This is a genomic window from Roseicella frigidaeris, assembly GCF_003258945.1.
Lineage (GTDB): Bacteria > Pseudomonadota > Alphaproteobacteria > Acetobacterales > Acetobacteraceae > Paracraurococcus > Paracraurococcus frigidaeris.
This window is the reverse complement of the sequence record NZ_QLIX01000036.1, coordinates 13,046-29,694: the sequence shown is the minus strand read 5'-3', so window position 1 is coordinate 29,694 and position 16,649 is coordinate 13,046. Positions and strand designations below refer to the sequence as shown.

The 16,649-nt window shown below is 70.2% G+C and carries 14 protein-coding genes; 11 read left to right on the top strand and 3 right to left on the bottom strand.

From position 1 onward, the window contains the following. Positions 1–169 precede the first annotated feature (169 nt). Positions 170–784: a TetR/AcrR family transcriptional regulator gene (locus DOO78_RS24815; protein ID WP_111472583.1), complete on the bottom strand. Its 615-nt coding sequence runs from the start codon at positions 782–784 to the stop codon at positions 170–172. A 217-nt stretch (positions 785–1,001) separates the two neighbouring features. Between DOO78_RS24815 and DOO78_RS24810 the strand changes: the two genes are divergently transcribed. From DOO78_RS24810 to DOO78_RS24760, 11 genes are read left to right on the top strand one after another with little or no spacing between them, the layout of a single operon-like run. Continuing rightward, positions 1,002–1,856, top strand: a complete 855-nt coding sequence (locus DOO78_RS24810) for an ABC transporter ATP-binding protein (RefSeq protein WP_111472582.1) — start codon at positions 1,002–1,004, stop codon at positions 1,854–1,856. Beyond that, entirely contained in the window at positions 1,853–3,751 is a 1,899-nt protein-coding gene (locus DOO78_RS24805; protein WP_111472581.1) for an AMP-binding protein, read from the top strand. Before DOO78_RS24810 ends, DOO78_RS24805 begins: the two co-directional genes overlap by 4 nt. 5 nt (positions 3,752–3,756) lie before the next feature. Continuing rightward, positions 3,757–4,650 (top strand): branched-chain amino acid ABC transporter permease, encoded by an 894-nt coding sequence (locus tag DOO78_RS24800; RefSeq protein ID WP_111472580.1) that lies wholly within the window; start codon positions 3,757–3,759, stop codon positions 4,648–4,650. Beyond that, the gene (locus DOO78_RS24795) at positions 4,650–5,717 is read left to right on the top strand and encodes a branched-chain amino acid ABC transporter permease (protein WP_111472579.1); all 1,068 of its coding nucleotides are present in this window, start codon (positions 4,650–4,652) and stop codon (positions 5,715–5,717) included. The genes DOO78_RS24800 and DOO78_RS24795 overlap by 1 nt, the downstream gene beginning before the upstream one ends. 22 nt (positions 5,718–5,739) lie before the next feature. Beyond that, positions 5,740–7,032, top strand: coding sequence for an ABC transporter substrate-binding protein (locus tag DOO78_RS24790; protein WP_111472578.1), 1,293 nt, complete (start codon positions 5,740–5,742; stop codon positions 7,030–7,032). A 4-nt stretch (positions 7,033–7,036) separates the two neighbouring features. Continuing rightward, complete coding sequence (locus DOO78_RS24785; RefSeq protein ID WP_111472577.1) at positions 7,037–7,861, top strand: ABC transporter ATP-binding protein; 825 nt, start codon at positions 7,037–7,039, stop codon at positions 7,859–7,861. Further along, positions 7,852–9,093 (top strand): phenylacetate--CoA ligase family protein, encoded by a 1,242-nt coding sequence (locus tag DOO78_RS24780; protein WP_111472576.1) that lies wholly within the window; start codon positions 7,852–7,854, stop codon positions 9,091–9,093. Before DOO78_RS24785 ends, DOO78_RS24780 begins: the two co-directional genes overlap by 10 nt. Further along, positions 9,093–10,718: an acyl-CoA synthetase gene (locus DOO78_RS24775; protein ID WP_111472575.1), complete on the top strand. Its 1,626-nt coding sequence runs from the start codon at positions 9,093–9,095 to the stop codon at positions 10,716–10,718. The genes DOO78_RS24780 and DOO78_RS24775 overlap by 1 nt, the downstream gene beginning before the upstream one ends. Next, positions 10,718–11,893, top strand: a complete 1,176-nt coding sequence (locus DOO78_RS24770) for an isovaleryl-CoA dehydrogenase (protein ID WP_111472574.1) — start codon at positions 10,718–10,720, stop codon at positions 11,891–11,893. The genes DOO78_RS24775 and DOO78_RS24770 overlap by 1 nt, the downstream gene beginning before the upstream one ends. Positions 11,894–11,924: 31 nt before the next feature. Continuing rightward, positions 11,925–13,532 (top strand): carboxyl transferase domain-containing protein, encoded by a 1,608-nt coding sequence (locus DOO78_RS24765; RefSeq protein WP_111472573.1) that lies wholly within the window; start codon positions 11,925–11,927, stop codon positions 13,530–13,532. Positions 13,533–13,536: 4 nt separating this feature from the next. Next, positions 13,537–15,495, top strand: a complete 1,959-nt coding sequence (locus tag DOO78_RS24760) for an acetyl/propionyl/methylcrotonyl-CoA carboxylase subunit alpha (RefSeq protein WP_111472572.1) — start codon at positions 13,537–13,539, stop codon at positions 15,493–15,495. A gap of 18 nt (positions 15,496–15,513) precedes the next feature. On the opposite strand, the gene DOO78_RS24755 is transcribed toward DOO78_RS24760, so the two are convergent. After that, complete coding sequence (locus DOO78_RS24755; protein ID WP_111472571.1) at positions 15,514–16,071, bottom strand: DUF2585 domain-containing protein; 558 nt, start codon at positions 16,069–16,071, stop codon at positions 15,514–15,516. A 58-nt stretch (positions 16,072–16,129) separates the two neighbouring features. Continuing rightward, complete coding sequence (locus DOO78_RS24750; RefSeq protein ID WP_111472570.1) at positions 16,130–16,579, bottom strand: hypothetical protein; 450 nt, start codon at positions 16,577–16,579, stop codon at positions 16,130–16,132. Positions 16,580–16,649 lie beyond the last annotated feature (70 nt).

Genomic DNA, 16,649 nt, shown 5'->3' with positions numbered 1-16,649 from the left:
TCCCGGACAGTCCGCCGGCTGGGGGCGCGCCCCCAGCCGGCGGCGCCCAAGTCTCTATCCCAGCGCCAAAGACACAAGCGAACCGGAGGTTCGCGCCCGGCGTGTGGGGGGCGTTGCTGGTGACCCATCAACCGCCGTTCGCATGGGACCGGCGGCAGGACCGGCCCCTTCACGCCGAGCGGGGGCAGGGGCGCCGCCGCAATCCCTCGATCGCCAGATCGGTGTGCAGGGCGGAGAGCCGCGCCTTGTCGAGGCGCCCGTTCGGCCTGTACCAGGTGCAGATGCCGGTGAGCATGGCCAGCAGGGCGAAGGCGGTGACCGTGATGTCGTCGACCACGAGCTCGCCGGCGGCCACCCCCTCCTCGAGCAGCGCCATCAACCGGCGCTCATAGGCGCTGCGCAGCGCGACGATGCGGCCGTAATTCGCCGCATCCAGCGCCCGCAACTCGAAATTGGCGATGTAGACTTCCTCGCGCCTTTCCATGTGATAGAGCACATGGTGACCGATGAAGGCCCGCAGCCGGTCCAGCGGCATCGGGCCGGCCGCTGCCAGCGCCGCATCCGTCGCGGCGAGCAGCGCCTCCATATGCGCCTGCATCAGATCGGCGAGCAGCGCCTGCTTGCTGCGGATATGGTTGTAGAGCGAGCTCGGCTGGATGCCGACCTCCGCCGCCAGGGTGCGCAGGTTCATGGCGGCGAAGCCGTGGCGATAGATCTGCCGCGTCGCAGCATGCCGGATCGCCGCCGCCGTGCGGGCGCCGTTCGAGCCCGTGATGCGGGCCATCGCCTCTCCTGTGCCGTTTCCTCGGCAGGGGAGATTTCGCCATCACGCGGCTTGCGGTCAATCCGGAAACTAACGTACCTTCGTTTGCAGCAGGGCGCCAAAGTCCCTGCCGGGAGGTGACGGATGGTGCGACAGCAGGACAGGCATGTCTGCCGCATCGGCGCGATCGCCGGATCGCGCAGGCGCGCTGCCGCGACGGGCCCCGGGCCGGCGGGCCATGCGGCCTGAGGCGCCGCCGCATCCCGCGGAGGCCGTCGGGGCGCCGGGCCCGGCCATCCTCGCCGCCGAGCATGTCTCGCTGCGCTTCGGCGGCGTGCGGGCGCTGACCGACATCTCCTTCGAGGTCCGTAAGGGCGAGGTCTTCTCCATCATCGGCCCCAATGGCGCCGGCAAGACCTCCATGGTCAACTGCATCTCCGGCCGCTACCGCCCGACCGAGGGCCGCATCCGCTTCGCCGGCCGCGACATCACCCGGCTGGCCACCCGCCGCCGCGCCGGCATCGGCATCGGCCGCACCTTCCAGAACCTGGCGCTGTTCGGCCACATGACGGTGCTCGACAACATCATGGTCGGGCGCCACCACCTGCTGCGGCACGGCTTCTGGACCGGCATGCCCTATTGGCTCGGCGGGGCGCAGCAGGAGGAGATCCGCAACCGGCGGGAGGTCGAGGAGATCATTGACTTCCTCGAGATCCAGCATGTGCGGAAATCCCTCGCGGGGACGCTCTCCTACGGGTTGCGCAAGCGCGTCGAGCTGGCCCGCGCCATCGCGCTCCGGCCGCAACTGATCCTCCTCGACGAGCCCATGGCGGGCATGAATCTCGAGGAGAAGGAGGACATGGCCCGCTACATCCTCGACCTAAACGAGGAATGGGGCATGACCATCCTGATGATCGAGCACGACATGGGCGTGGTGATGGACATCTCGCACCGCGTCATGGTGCTCGATTTCGGCCGCAAGATCGCCGAGGGCCAGCCCGATGCGGTGCTGGCCGACCCGCATGTCCGGCGCGCCTATCTCGGCGAGGCGGATGAGGTGGTCCACGATGTCGACGAGCCGGCGGTCGCATGACCGAGGCCGACACCCTGCCGAAGCTGCTGTATCGCAACGCGCGCGCGGTGCCGGCGGAGATCGCCCTGCGCGAGAAGGAATTCGGCATCTGGCGCAGCATCACCTGGGCCGCCTACGAGGCGCGGACCCGGGCCTTCGCGCTGGGGCTGCGGCAGCTCGGCCTCGGCGCCGGCGACGTGATCGGGCTGATCGGCGACAACCGGCCGGACTGGGTGATGGGCGAGATCGCGGCGCATGCGATCGGCGCGCGCTCCCTCGGCCTCTACCGCGACGCGCTGGAGGAGGAAGTCGCCTACCTGCTGCGCTTCGCCGAGGCGAAGGCCGTGATCGCCGAGGATGAGGAGCAGGTGGACAAGCTGCTCAATCTCGGCGCCGAGCTGCCGGCGCTGCGGCACATCCTCTATTGCGACCCGCGCGGCATGCGCAAGCACGAGGATCCGCGCCTGCTGCCGGTGGCCGAGCTGGTGCGGCTGGGCGAGGCGGCGCATGCGGCGGCGCCCGCGGCGTGGGAGGCCATGGTCGCGGCGACGCAGGGCGATGCGGTGGCGATCCTCTGCACCACCTCCGGCACCACGGCGCGGCCGAAGCTCGCCATGCTGACCGGCGGCGCGCTGGTGCGGCATTGCGCTGCCTATCTCAAGGCTGATCCGAAGGGACCGCAGGACGAGTATGTCTCGGTCCTGCCGCTGCCCTGGATCATGGAGCAGATCTACGCCCTCGGCTGGGGGCTGCTGGCCCGGATGAAGGTGAGCTTCGTCGAGGAACCGGAGACGATGATGGCCGATTTCCGCGAGATCGGCCCGAGCTTCGTCCTCTTCGCGCCGAGGGTCTGGGAGGCGCTGGCCGCCGAGGTGCGGGCGCGGGTGATGGACGCCTCGCCCTTCAAGCGGCGCATGTTCGACCTCGGCATGCGGCAGGGCCTGGCGGCGCTCGACCGCGGCGGGCGCTCGGCCCTGGCCGACCAGGTGCTGTTCCGGGCGCTGCGCGACCGGCTGGGCTTCAGCAACCTCACCTCGGCCGCGACCGGCGGCGCCGCGCTTGGGCCCGACACCTTCCGCTTCTTCCAGGCGATGGGCGTGCCGCTGCGCCAGATCTACGGCCAGACCGAGACGCTCGGCGCCTTCACCGTGCACCGGCCGGGGGAGGTGAACCAGGACACGGTCGGCACCGCCTTCACGCCGGAGATCGAGACGCGGATCGACACCCCGGACCAGAACGGGATCGGCGAGATCCTGGCGCGGCACCCGAACATGTTCGCCGGCTATTTCGGCGCGGCGGGGAACGACGACCTGCGGGATGGCTGGCTGCATACTGGCGATGCCGGCTATATCGACAAGGCGGGCCAGCTCGTCGTCATCGACCGGGTGAAGGACATGGCGACCACCGCCGGCGGCGACCGCTTCTCGCCCCAGTACATCGAGAACAAGCTGAAATTCTCGCCCTATGTGGCGGAGGCGGTGGTGCTCGGCGATGGCCGGCCGCATCTGGCGGCGATGCTCTGCATCCGCTTCCCCATCGTCTCGAAATGGGCCGAGCGCAACCGGATCGCCTTCACCACCTATACCGACCTCTCGGCCCGGCCGGAGGTGACGGCGCTGCTGCAGGCGGAGGTGGAGAAGGTGAATGCCGGCCTGCCCGAGCCGCAGCGCATCCGCGACTTCCTGCTGCTCTACAAGGAGCTGGATGCGGATGACGAGGAGCTGACCCGCACCCGCAAGGTCCGCCGCGGCGTGATCAACCAGAAATACGGCGACCTCATCGAGGCGATGTATCGCGGCGACGCGACGATCCCGGTGGACACCAGCATCACCTTCCAGGACGGCACGCGGCAGCGCATCCGGACCACGCTTCGGGTCGTCTCCCTGCGTCCGGCCCTGCAACAGGCGGCGGAGTAGGCGCGATGGATGGATCGCTGCTGCTGCAGCTCACGCTCAACGGGCTCATCGTCGGCGCGCTCTACGGCGTGGTGGCGATGAGCTTCGTGCTCATCTACAAGGCCTCGCAGGTGGTGAATTTCGCCCAGGGCGAGTTCCTCCTGGTCGGCGCCTGGGTCTGCTGGTGGCTGCTGACGGAATGGCAGCTTCCCTTCTGGGCCGGCTTCCTGGTGACGCTCGCCTTCATGACCCTGTTCGGCGTGATCCTCCAGGTGGTGGTGCTGCGGCCGCTGATCGGCGAGCCGGTGATCAGCGTCATCATGGCGACGATCGGCCTCGGCATCTTCTTCCAGGCGCTGATGAAGTGGATCTTCGGCGTCTTCGCCAAGCCCTTCCCGCCGATCTTCCCGGTGGAGCGGGTGAACCTGCTTGGGCTCGAGATCCAGTCGGTCTACCTGCTCTCGCTCGGCATCTCGGTGCTGATCATGCTGGGCTTCGCCTGGTTCTTCACCGCCTCGAAGCACGGGCTGGCGATGCGGGCGACGGCCTTCGATCAGCAGGTGGCGCAGTCGCTCGGCGTCTCGGTGCCCAAGGTCTTCGCCATGTCCTGGGCGATCTCGGCCGTGGTCTCGGCCGTCGCCGGCGTCGTCGTCGGCGTGGTGAACGGCGTCTCCTCGTCGCTTTCCTTCTACGGCATCAAGGTCTTCCCGGCGGTGATCCTGGGCGGGCTCGACAGCGTGGTCGGGGCGGTGCTGGGCGGCCTCATCGTCGGCGTGCTGGAGAACTGGGCGCAGTATCTCGACGCCAACTGGCTGAACTGGGGCAACATGGTGGGCGTCGCGCCCTTCTATGCCCTCATCCTCATCCTGCTGATCAAGCCCTACGGGTTGTTCGGCACCAAGAATATCGAGCGCGTCTGATGGCGGACCTCGCGCCGGCCGGCGACTACCGCAGCAGCTACCGGGAAGACATGACGATCTTCCCGACGCGGAACAGTCGCATCGCGCTCTGGCTCGGCATCCTGCTGGTCGCCTGCGCGCCGCTCGCGCTCGGCCGCTACGAGCTCGGCCTGCTGATCAATATCGGCTTCATGGGGATCGCGGCGCTCGGCCTCAACATCCTGGTCGGCTTCACCGGCCAGATCTCCATCGGCCATGCCGCCTTCTTCGGCTTCGGCGCCTTCACCAGCGCCTGGCTGCACGAGAGCTGGCACATCCCGGTCGTGCTCTGCATCCCGCTCGCCGGGGTGGCGACGGCCCTGGTCGGGCTGCTCTTCGGCACCCCGGCGGCGCGGCTGAAGGGTCTCTACCTCGCCATCGCCACGCTCGCGGCGCAGTTCATCCTGGAGGACTTCTTCGCCCGGGCACAGTGGTTCACCGGCGGCGTCGCCGGCCGCATCACCGAGCCCTTCGAGCTCTTCGGCTGGCGGGCCGATCGGGAGGAAAGCTACCTCTATGTCGTGCTGGTCGCCGTCATCGTCATGTATGCCGGCGCCGCCAACCTGATGCGGACCCGCGACGGCAGGGCGTTGGTCGCGGTGCGGGACCATTATCTCAGCGCCGAGATGATGGGCATCAACCTCGCCTATTACCGCACGCTCTCCTTCGGCATCGCCTCCTTCTATGCCGGCATCGGCGGGGCGCTCTATGCGCATTACCTGCTCTTCGTCAGCGTCGAGGCCTTCACGATCCTCTTCTCCATCCAGTTCCTCGGCATGGTCATCATCGGTGGCCTCGGCTCCATCATGGGCAGCCTGATGGGCGCCGCCTTCATGGTGCTGCTGCCCGAGCTGGTGCAGGCCGCCGGCGATGCGCTGGCGGGGGGAGCCATCGACCGGGCGCTGCATCTCGGCAATTCCGTCTCCTTCCTGCGGGAGATGGCGATCGGCGCCGCCATCATCCTGTTCCTCATCTTCGAGCCGGATGGGCTGGCGCATCGCTGGAAACAGGTGAAGGCCTACTGGAAGCTCTACCCCTATTCGCATTGACCGGGACGGGAGGACGAACGACATGGCAAAGCGCAGGCAGATCTTCGGCTGGGTGGCCGCCACGGCCCTGGCCTTGCCGGCGGCAGCGGGGGCGCAGCCGATCCCCCTTGGCCATCTGATGGATCTCTCGGGCGGCACCAGCGATGTCGGCACGCCTTTCTCGCAGGGCGTCAACGACACCTTCGCCTGGGTGAACAAGAGCCGTGGCGGCGTCGCCGGCCGGCCGGTGAACGGGATGGCGACGGATTACGGGTACCAGGCGCCGCGTGCCGTCAGCCAGTACCAGGCCTGGAGCCGCGACAAGGTGGTCGGCATCATGGGCTGGGGCACCGCCGATACCGAGGCGCTGGTGCGCTTCGTCACCCGCGACAAGGTCCCCTATATCTCCGGCTCCTATTCCGCCGCGCTGACGGATGCCGGCGGCAAGTCCGGCCGGCAGGGCGTCGAGGCGGCGCCCTTCAACTTCTTCTACGGCCCCTCTTATTCCGACGGGCTGCGCGCCATGCTGCAATGGGCGGCCGAGGACTGGAAGGCGAAGGGGCGGCCGGGCAAGCCGAAATACGTCCATATGGGCGCCAACCACCCCTACCCGAACTCGCCCAAGGCAGCCGGCGAGGCGCTGGCGCAGGAGCTCGGCTTCGAGGTGCTGCCGCCCGTCACCTTCGCGCTCACACCCGGCGACTACACGGCGCAATGCCTCACCCTGAAGAACCAGGGCGCCAATTACGCCTATCTTGGCAACACCGCCGGTTCCAATATCTCGGTGCTGCGCGCCTGCCAGACGGCGGGCGTCGATGTGCAGTTCCTCGGCAATGTCTGGGGCATGGACGAGAACGCCATGAAGGCGGCCGGCACGGCGGCGAATGGCGTCGTCTTCCCGGTGCGCACCGCGGCGGTGTGGGGCCAGCAGGCGCCGGGCATGGCGCAGGTGCAGGCGATCAGCAAGATGTCGGATGCCGCCGGCACCGCCTATCGCCCGGTGCATTACCTCGCCGGCATCTGCAGCGCCATGCTGATGGTCGAGGCGATGGAGACGGCGGCGGCGAATGGCGGCCAGGTGACGGGTGAGCGCATCCGCGACGGCTTCTACGCCCGCAAGGATTGGGCGCCGAAGGGCTTCGAAGGGGTCTGCGCGCCTTCCAATTTCACCCCGGCCGATCATCGCGGCCAATTGGAGGTGGCGCTCTACCGCTCGCGTGTCGCCGGCGACACCAGCGGCGGCAGCGTGCAGGAGCTGGTGAGCAACGGGACGATCAAGCTGGAGAAGGTGACCACGGTCAACCTGCCGCGCAAGCCGGAATGGCTGGGCTGGTAGGGCGATGAGCGCGGCCCAGGACCCGGGCCTGGCGGCACCGCCGCCGCTGCTCGAGGTGAACAACATCGAGGTCGTCTACAACGACGTCATCCTGGTGCTGCGCGGTCTCTCCCTGGCGGTGCCGCAGGGCCGTATCACCGCCCTGCTCGGCGCCAACGGGGCGGGGAAATCCACCACGCTGAAGGCGATCTCCGGCCTGCTGCGCACGGAGGAAGGCGAGGTCACCCGCGGCGAGATCCGCTTCGCCGGGGAGCGGATCGACGGCATCGAGCCGCATCGGATCGTCCGCAAGGGCATCTTCCAGGTGATGGAGGGGCGGCGCATCGTCGCCGACATGACCTGCCTGGAGAACCTGCGCCTCGGCGCCTTCATCCGCTCCGATGCCGAGGTGAAGCGCGACATCGAGATGGTCTATGGCTATTTTCCGCGGCTGAAGGAACGAACCGGCCTCGCCGGCTATCTCTCGGGCGGCGAGCAGCAGATGCTGGCGATCGGCCGTGCCCTGATGGCCCGGCCGAAGCTGATCCTGATGGACGAGCCCTCCATGGGGCTCAGCCCGTTGCTGGTGAAGGAGGTCTTCGGCATCATCCGGCGCCTGAACGAGGAACTCGGCATCACCATCCTGCTGGTGGAGCAGAATGCCCGCATGGCTCTCTCGGTCGCCTCCTATGGCTATGTCATGGAGCAGGGCAAGGTGGTGCTGGACGGCACGGCCGAGGCGCTCGCCGGCAATGAGGACGTGAAGGAGTTCTACCTCGGCGGCCATGGTGCCGAGCGGAAGAGCTTCCGCAATCTCAAGAGCTACAAGCGGAGGAAGCGGTGGCTCTAGAATTCTACGACGCGCTCGAGACCCGCGACCCGGAGGCGCGGGCGACGGCGTTGGCGGCGGCGCTGCCGCGGCAGGTGGCGCAGGCCAGGGCCGGGGCGCCGCATTACCGCGCGCTGCTCGCCGACATCGATCCGGCGGCGATCACCTCGCCCGAGGCCCTCGTGGCGCTGCCCGTCACCCGCAAGTCGGACCTCATCCGGCAGCAGGCGGAGCAGCCGCCCTTCGGCGGCGTGGTGGCGACCGAGCTCGGCGCGCTCGCCCGGGTCTTCGTCTCGCCCGGCCCGATCGCCGAGCCGGAGGCGGCGGTGCCGGATTACTGGCGCTACGCCCGCGCCCTCTTCGCCACCGGCCTGCGCCGGGGCGCGTTGCTGCACAACTGCTTCGCCTATCACTTCACCCCGGCGGGCAGCATGCTGGAAGGCGGCGCGCGGGCGCTGGGCTGCCCGGTCTTCCCGGCGGGGACAGGCAATACCGAGATGCAGGCCCGCGCCGCGGCACAGCTTCGCCCGCACTGCTACAGCGGCACGCCGGACTTCCTCAAGACCATCCTGGAGAAGGGCGAGGAACTCGGCCTCGACCTCTCCTCGCTGCGCCTCGGCCATGTCACCGGCGGCGCCTACCTGCCCTCGCTGCGCGACTGGTACGCCGCGCGCGGCCTCACCGTGCTGCAGAGCTACGGCACCGCCGATCTCGGCCTCGTCGCCTATGAGAGCGAGGCGCGGGAGGGGATGATCCTGGACGAGGGCGTGGTGGTCGAGATCCTGCGCCCCGGCACCGGCGATCCGGTGCCGGATGGCGAGGTGGGCGAGGTGGTGGTGACCACGCTGAACCCGCACCATCCGCTGCTGCGCTTCGCCACCGGCGACCTCTCGGCCATCCTGCCCGGGGCCTCGCCCTGCGGCCGCACCAACCGGCGCATCCGCGGCTGGATGGGACGCGCCGACCAAGCGGCGAAGGTGCGCGGCCTGTTCGTCCGCCCGGAACAGGTCGCGGCCCTGCTGCGCGCCGTGCCCGGACTGGGGCGGGCGCGGCTCGTCGTCTCGCTCGAGGGCGAGCGCGACGCGATGCTGCTGCGGGCCGAGGCGCCGCACCCCGATCCTGGCCTCGCCGCGCGGCTGGGCGAGGCCTTGCAGGCCGCCACCAAGCTGCGCGGCGCGGTGGAACTGGTGCCGCCGGGCAGCCTGCCGAACGACGGCAAGGTCATCGACGACACAAGGCCGGTGCCCGGCTGATGCCGCAACCGCCCCGCAGCTACGAAGCCCTCCGCGCCGGCTTTCGCTGGCGGATCCCGGAACGCTACAATATCGGCCTCGATTGCTGCGATCGCTGGGCCGATGGCAGCGGCAGGACGGCGCTGCTGCACCTGCACGCCAGTGGCAGGCTCGATCGGCTCAGCTTCGACCTGCTGAAGGCGGAGAGCAACCGGCTGGCCAATGTGCTACAGGGGCGTGGCATTCGGCCCAGTGATCGTATCGGCGTGCTGCTGCCGCAGGTGCCGGAGGCGGCGATCGCGCATCTCGCCATCTACAAGCTCGGCGGCATCGCCGTGCCGCTCTTCCAGCTTTTCCAGGACCAGGCGCTGGAGTTCCGGCTGGCGGATAGCGGCACCGCGGCGCTGGTGACGGATGCGATCGGGCTGGAGAAGCTCGCCGGCATCCGCGACAGGCTGCCGGCGCTGCGCCTGGTGCTGAGCGCCGACGGGCCGGGGCAGGGGGCGCTCGGCCTGCGCGACGAGATGGACCGCGCCGCCGATGACTTCGCGCCCGCCGACACCGCCGCCGACGACCCGGCGCTGATCGTCTACACCTCCGGCACCACCGGCGCGCCGAAGGGGGCGCTGCATGCGCATCGGGTGCTGCTCGGGCACCTGCCCGGCGTCGAGATGCCGCAGGACCTCTTCCCGCAGCCCGGCGACCTGTTCTGGACGCCGGCCGACTGGGCCTGGGTCGGCGGGCTGCTCGACGTGCTGTTGCCGAGCCTGCATCACGGCGTGCCGGTGCTGGCGCATCGGATGGCGAAATTCGATCCGGAATTCGCCTTCCGCCTGATGGCGCAGCACCGCGTCCGCAATGCCTTCCTGCCGCCGACGGCGCTGAAGATGATGCGCGGCGTGCCGCGGGCGGCGCAATACGGGGCGCATCCGCGCAGCATCGGCAGCGGCGGCGAGACGCTCGGGGCGGAGCTGCTGGATTGGGGCCGCGGTGCCTTCGGCGTCACCATCAACGAGTTCTACGGCCAGACCGAATGCAACCTCGTCGTCTCCTCCTGCGGCGCCATCATGCCGCCGCGGCCCGGCTGGATGGGGCGCGCCGTGCCGGGCCATGCGGTGGCGGTGGTCGATGATGCGGGCAGGCCGCTGCCGCCCGGCTCGAGCGGCACCATCGCCGTGCGCCGGCCCGATCCGGTGATGTTCCTCGGCTATTGGAACAACCCGGAGGCCACGGCGGCGAAATTCGCCGGCGACTGGTTGCTGACTGGCGATCAGGGGATCATGGACGGCGAGGGCTGGTTCCGCTTCGTCGGCCGCGACGACGACGTCATCACCTCGGCCGGTTACCGCATCGGCCCCGGCGAGATCGAGGATTGCCTGCTGCGCCACCCTGCCGTCGCCATGGCGGCCGTCATCGGCCTGCCCGATCCGCTGCGCACCGAGGCGGTGACGGCGGTGGTCGTGCCGGCCGCGGATATCGTCGCCGATGCGGCGCTGGCCCGGGCGCTGCAGGAGCATGTGAAAACCCGCCTTGCCGCGCATAGCTATCCGCGGCAGGTGATCTTCCAGGAGGCGCTGCCGCTGACCGCCACCGGCAAGGTGATGCGAGGCGTGCTGCGCCGGAGCCTGACACAGGGAGGCGCGTGATGCCCGGCAATGTCACCATCCCGAGCCTCGATTTCGGCCTGGGCGAGGAGATCGACATGCTGCGCGACAGCGTGCGCGACTTCGCCACTGCCCGCGTCGCGCCCATCGCGGCCGAGATCGACCGCACCGACGAATTCCCCCGTCATCTCTGGCCGGAGATGGGCGCGCTCGGCCTGCACGGCATTACCGTCGAGGAGGAATGGGGCGGCGCCGATATGGGCTATCTCGCCCATTGCGTGGCGATGGAGGAGATCAGCCGCGCCAGCGCCTCGGTCGGGCTCTCCTACGGCGCGCATTCCAATCTCTGCGTCAACCAGATCCGCCGCAACGGCACCGAGGACCAGAAGCGGCGCTACCTGCCGAAGCTGATCAGCGGCGAGCATCTCGGGGCGCTGGCCATGAGCGAGCCGGGCGCCGGCTCGGACGTCGTCTCGATGAAGCTGCGGGCCGAGAGGCGTGGCGACCGCTACCTGCTGAACGGCACCAAGCTCTGGATCACCAACGCGCATTACGCCGAGACCTTGGTGGTCTATGCCAAGACCGAGCCGGAGGCCGGGCCGCGCGGCATCACCGCCTTCCTGATCGAGAAGGGCTTCAAGGGATTCCGCCCGGCGCAGAAGCTGGACAAGCTTGGCATGCGCGGCAGCCCGACCTCGGAGCTCGTCTTCGAGGAATGCGAGGTGCCGGCGGAGAACATCCTCGGCAAGGTGAACGAGGGCGTGCGCGTCCTCATGTCCGGCCTCGACTACGAACGCTCGGTGCTGGCCGCCGGCCCGCTCGGCATCATGCAGGCGGCGCTCGACGTCGTGGTGCCCTATATCCATGAGCGGAAGCAGTTCGGCCAGCCGATCGGCGAGTTCCAGCTCATCCAGGGCAAGGTGGCCGACATGTACACGGCGCTGAATGCCTGCCGCGCTTATGTCTATGCCGTGGCGCGGGCCTGCGACCGCGGCCAGACCACGCGCAAGGACGCCGCCGGCGCCATCCTCTACGCCGCGGAGGCAGCGACGCGGATCGCGCTGGATGCCATCCAGATCCTCGGTGGCATGGGCTACATCAACGAGACGCCGACGGGGCGGCTGCTGCGCGACGCCAAGCTCTACGAGATCGGCGCTGGCACCAGCGAGATCCGCCGCATGCTGATCGGCCGCGAGCTGTTCCGCGAGACGGCATGAGGGGGCAGGGCGTGACCAGGACAGCCGAAGCATGAGCATCCTGCAATCCGGCATCGACACGCGCGGCGCCGAGTTCAAGACCAATGCCGCGCGGATGCGCGCCCTGCTCGCCGAGCTGGCCGAGCGCAGCGCCGAGGCGGCGCGGGGCGGGCCGGAGGCCTCCCGCCAGCGGCACCTCGCGCGCGGCAAGCTGCTGCCGCGGGAGCGGGTGGAGCGGCTGCTCGATCCCGGCGCGCCTTTCCTCGAGCTCTCGCCGCTGGCGGCGCATGGCATGTATGGCGGCGAGGTGCCGGCGGGCGGCCTCATCACCGGCATCGGCCGCGTCTCCGGGCGGGAATGCGTCATCCTCGCCAACGACGCCACGGTGAAGGGCGGCAGCTACTACCCCATCACCGTCAAGAAGCATCTGAGGGCGCAGGAGGTGGCGCAGCAGAACCGGCTGCCCTGCCTCTACCTGGTCGATAGCGGCGGCGCCAACCTGCCGAACCAGGACGAGATTTTCCCGGACCGCGAGCATTTCGGCCGCATCTTCTACAACCAGGCCAATATGTCCTCGCTCGGCATCCCGCAGGTCGCCGTGGTGATGGGCAGTTGCACCGCCGGCGGCGCCTATGTGCCGGCCATGTGCGACGAGGCGATCATCGTCCGCGAGCAGGGCACCATCTTCCTCGCCGGCCCGCCCCTGGTGAAGGCGGCGACGGGGGAGGTGGTCTCGGCCGAGGAGCTCGGCGGCGCCGATGTGCATACCCGTCTCTCCGGCGTCGCCGACCATTTCGCCGCGGACGACATGCATGCGCTCGGCCTCGCCCGGCGCATCGTCGCGCATCTCGCCCCCACGCGCCCCGGCGGTGCCGACCTCGCCACGCCGGTGCCGCCGCGCCACGACCCGGCCGAGCTGCACGGCATCATCCCGCAGGATGTCCGCCAGCCCTATGACGTGCGCGAGGTGATCGCCCGCATCGTCGACGGCTCGGAGCTCGACGAGTTCAAGGCGCGCTACGGCACGACGCTGGTCTGCGGCTTCGCCCGTATCTGGGGCAGGCCGGTTGGCATCCTCGCCAACAACGGCATCCTGTTCAGCGAATCGGCGCTGAAGGGGGCGCATTTCGTCGAGCTCTGCAGTCAGCGCAACATCCCGTTGCTCTTCCTGCAGAACATCGCCGGCTTCATGGTGGGTCGGAAATACGAGACCGGCGGCATCGCCAAGGATGGCGCCAAGCTGGTCACCGCCGTCGCCACCACCAGCGTGCCCAAGTTCACCGTCATCATCGGCGGCAGCTTCGGCGCCGGCAATTACGGCATGTGCGGCCGGGCCTATTCGCCGCGCCTGCTCTTCACCTGGCCGAACAGCCGCATCTCGGTCATGGGCGGCGAGCAGGCGGCGAGCGTGCTCGCCACCATCCGCCGCGACAACTTCGAGGCCGCCGGCCGCGACTGGCCGGCCGCCGAGGAGGAGGCCTTCAAGGCGCCGATCCGCGCGCAATACGAGGCGCAGGGCTCGCCCTATTACGCCACCGCCCGGCTCTGGGACGATGGCATCATCGATCCGGCGATGACGCGGGACGTGCTCGGCCTCGGCCTCGCCGCCGCGGCGAACGCGCCGATCCCACCGACGCGTTTCGGCGTCTTCCGGATGTAGCCGCATGTTCCGCACCCTGCTCATCGCCAATCGTGGCGAGATCGCCTGCCGCGTCATCCGCACCGCCCGCCGCCTGGGGATCCGCAGCGTCGCCGTCTTCTCCGAGGCGGATGCCGGCGCGCAGCATGTCGCCCTCGCCGACGAGGCGCATCCGATCGGCCCGGCCCGGGCCTCGGAGAGCTATCTTCGCATCGACCGCATTCTCGCCGCCGCGCAGGCGAGCGGCGCCGAGGCCATCCATCCCGGCTATGGCTTCCTCTCGGAGAATGCCGGCTTCGCCGAGGCCTGCGCCGGGGCCGGCATCGCCTTCGTCGGGCCGCCGCCCGAGGCCATCCGCGCCATGGGCAGCAAGGCCGAGAGCAAGCAGCTGATGGAGGCGGCGGGCGTGCCCATCGTCCCCGGCTACCATGGGGAGGAGCAGGCGGAGGCGCATCTCGCGCACCAGGCCGCCCGCATCGGCTTTCCCATCCTGATCAAGGCGAGCGCCGGCGGCGGCGGCAAGGGCATGCGGCCGGTGCTGCGGGCCGAGGAATTCGCCGCGGCGCTGGCCGGCGCGCGGCGCGAGGCCAAGGCAGCCTTCGGCGACGACCGGGTGCTGCTCGAGCGCTATCTGCAACGGCCGCGGCATGTCGAGGTGCAGGTCTTTGCCGACCGCCACGGCAACACCATCCATCTGCACACGCGCGACTGCTCGGTGCAGCGGCGGCACCAGAAGGTGCTGGAGGAGGCGCCGGCCCCCGACCTCTCGCCGGCGCTGCGCGCCCGCCTGCACGAGGCCGCCATCGCCGCGGCGCGCGCCGTCGGCTATGTCTCGGCCGGCACGGTGGAGTTCATCGTCGAGGGCGAGGACGCCTTCTTCATGGAGATGAACACCCGCTTGCAGGTGGAGCACCCGGTGACGGAGATGGTTACCGGCCTCGACCTGGTGGAATGGCAGCTCCGCATCGCCGCCGGCGAAGCCCTGCCGTTGCCCGAGGCGCCGGCGCCGCATGGCCACAGCGTCGAGGTGCGGCTCTATGCCGAGGATCCGGCGGCCGATTTCCGTCCCTCGACCGGCCCGCTGCGCCGCTTCGCGCTGCCCGATCCGGCGCCCGACCTGCGCATCGAGAGCGGCGTGCGGCAGGGCGATGCGATCACCCCCTTCTACGACCCGATGATCGCCAAGCTGGTCGCCTGGGGCGGGGACCGCGAGGCGGCGCTGGCACGGCTCGGGACCGCGCTCGATGCCTGCCGGATCGCCGGCATCACCAGCAATCTCGGCTTCCTGCAACGGCTGGTGGCGCATCCGGCGATGCGGGCGGCGGAGCTCGATACCGGCTTCGCCACGCGGTTCGCGGCCGAGCTGCAACCGCCGCGGCGCCCGGCGCCGGTGCTCGCCCTGGCGGCGGCGGCGCTGGAGGCGCTGCTGCCCGCCACCGGGACGGTCGCCGATCCCTGGGATCGCCGGGATGGCTGGCGCCTGCAGGGGCAGGGCTCGCAGCTCCTGCTGCTGGCGGATGGCGAGGCGCAGCACCGCCTGCGCCTGTCGCATGCGGCCTCCGGCTGGCGGATGGCGGTGGAAGGGGCCGAGGTCACGCTCGCCGGCCAGCGCCAGGATGGCGCGCTGCATCTCGTCCTCGATGGCGTCGTCCATCGCATCCCCGTGCTGCGCGATGGCGAGGCGATCCAGGTGATGCTGCCGGAAGGCGGCTGGACCCTGCGGCTGCTCGACCCCTATGCGCCGCCGGGCGGCGAGGTGGCCGGGCAGGGGCGCCTCGCCGCGCCGATCCCGGGGCGCGTCGTGCAGGTGCTGGTGAAGGAGGGCGAGAGCGTCTCCCGCGGCCAGGTGCTGGCGGTGCTGGAGGCGATGAAGACCGAGCTGCGCATCACCGCGCCGGCGGATGGCGTGGTCGCGCATATCGGCTGCGCCGCCGGCGATACGGTGGAGGAGGGGACCGAGATCGTCACCCTGGCCGGCGCCTGACGCCGCTGCGTGCCTGCCTCAGCCGCCCGCCTGCCAGTCCCGCACCGCCTGGATCGGGTGGAGCAGCATCAGCACGTTGAGCGTCAGGTTGTCGCGGATCGCAGCCAGGGCCAGCAATTCCAGCCCGATGCCGAGCAGCACCGAGAGCCGGACCGGCAGTCGCGACGCCAGCCAGAAGCCGAGCAGCATGGCCAGCATGTCGCAGACGGAGTTGAGGATGCTGTCGCCGTCATAGCCGAGTGCGATGGTCGCGGTGCGATAGCGGTCGATCACCCAGGAGCTGTTCTCCGCCACCTCCCAGGCGACCTCGATGGCGAGGGCGATCAGCGCGCGGACCCGCAAGGGCTGGCGCGGCAGGACGCAGGCGAGCGCGGCGTAGAAGAGCAGCCCGTGGACGATGTGCGAGGGCGTGTACCAGTCGGCGATCTGCTGCGAGGTCTCTGGGCTGTCCACCGCCCCCTGCCAGAGCCGGATGGTGCCGCAGCGGCACCAGGGCGTCCGGCCCATGGCGTATTCCACGGCGGCGCCGGCGAGGATCAGCAGCAGGCCGGGAATCGTCCAGGTCAGGGCGCGCATGCGCCATTCTGCGACACCGCCGCCGGCCCGGCCATGCTGCCGGATGGGGTGGGAAGGGTCAGCGAGGCGCCGGTCGCAGGGGATGGCGCAGCAGCAGCCCGGCCTGGGCGAAGGCGATGCCGAGCGCGATGGCGGCGGCCAGCGCGGCCTGGGTGGAGGCGGGCGGCAGGTGGCGGAGCAGCAGGCCGAGCGCCTCGCGCCGCGCGCCGCGCTGCACCAGGGCGCAATAGAACAGCAGCACCGCCTCGGGCGAGGCCACCTGCGGACAGAGCGGGCAGCCCACCGGCAGGGCGCCATGCACCGCGCGCATCAGCGCGTCGAGCGGCCGCAGGGCGGTCTCGACCCCTTCGGCGATGAAGGGCAGGCGCGCTGCGGGCAGTGGCGGCTGCCCCTGGCGGGCGGCGGTGCCCCAGAGCCGGGCGCCGTCGAGCAGCAGGCGCTCAGGCGGCGGCAGGGCCTCCGCCAGGGTGCCGAGCCAGGGCCAGGCGGGCAATCCATGGGTCGCCATCGGGGCTCTCCTCCACGCCAGCGCGTCGCGTTCGTCGAGCCTGCAATATCGCAATTGCGACTTACTCGCA

Coding starts and splice junctions, on each gene's coding strand:
- DOO78_RS24815 (WP_111472583.1), bottom strand. CDS start 784: ATGGCCCGCATCACGGGCTCGAACGGCGCCCGCACGGCGGCGGCGATC.
- DOO78_RS24810 (WP_111472582.1), top strand. CDS start 1,002: ATGCGGCCTGAGGCGCCGCCGCATCCCGCGGAGGCCGTCGGGGCGCCG.
- DOO78_RS24805 (WP_111472581.1), top strand. CDS start 1,853: ATGACCGAGGCCGACACCCTGCCGAAGCTGCTGTATCGCAACGCGCGC.
- DOO78_RS24800 (WP_111472580.1), top strand. CDS start 3,757: ATGGATGGATCGCTGCTGCTGCAGCTCACGCTCAACGGGCTCATCGTC.
- DOO78_RS24795 (WP_111472579.1), top strand. CDS start 4,650: ATGGCGGACCTCGCGCCGGCCGGCGACTACCGCAGCAGCTACCGGGAA.
- DOO78_RS24790 (WP_111472578.1), top strand. CDS start 5,740: ATGGCAAAGCGCAGGCAGATCTTCGGCTGGGTGGCCGCCACGGCCCTG.
- DOO78_RS24785 (WP_111472577.1), top strand. CDS start 7,037: ATGAGCGCGGCCCAGGACCCGGGCCTGGCGGCACCGCCGCCGCTGCTC.
- DOO78_RS24775 (WP_111472575.1), top strand. CDS start 9,093: ATGCCGCAACCGCCCCGCAGCTACGAAGCCCTCCGCGCCGGCTTTCGC.
- DOO78_RS24770 (WP_111472574.1), top strand. CDS start 10,718: ATGCCCGGCAATGTCACCATCCCGAGCCTCGATTTCGGCCTGGGCGAG.
- DOO78_RS24765 (WP_111472573.1), top strand. CDS start 11,925: ATGAGCATCCTGCAATCCGGCATCGACACGCGCGGCGCCGAGTTCAAG.
- DOO78_RS24760 (WP_111472572.1), top strand. CDS start 13,537: ATGTTCCGCACCCTGCTCATCGCCAATCGTGGCGAGATCGCCTGCCGC.
- DOO78_RS24755 (WP_111472571.1), bottom strand. CDS start 16,071: ATGCGCGCCCTGACCTGGACGATTCCCGGCCTGCTGCTGATCCTCGCC.
- DOO78_RS24750 (WP_111472570.1), bottom strand. CDS start 16,579: ATGGCGACCCATGGATTGCCCGCCTGGCCCTGGCTCGGCACCCTGGCG.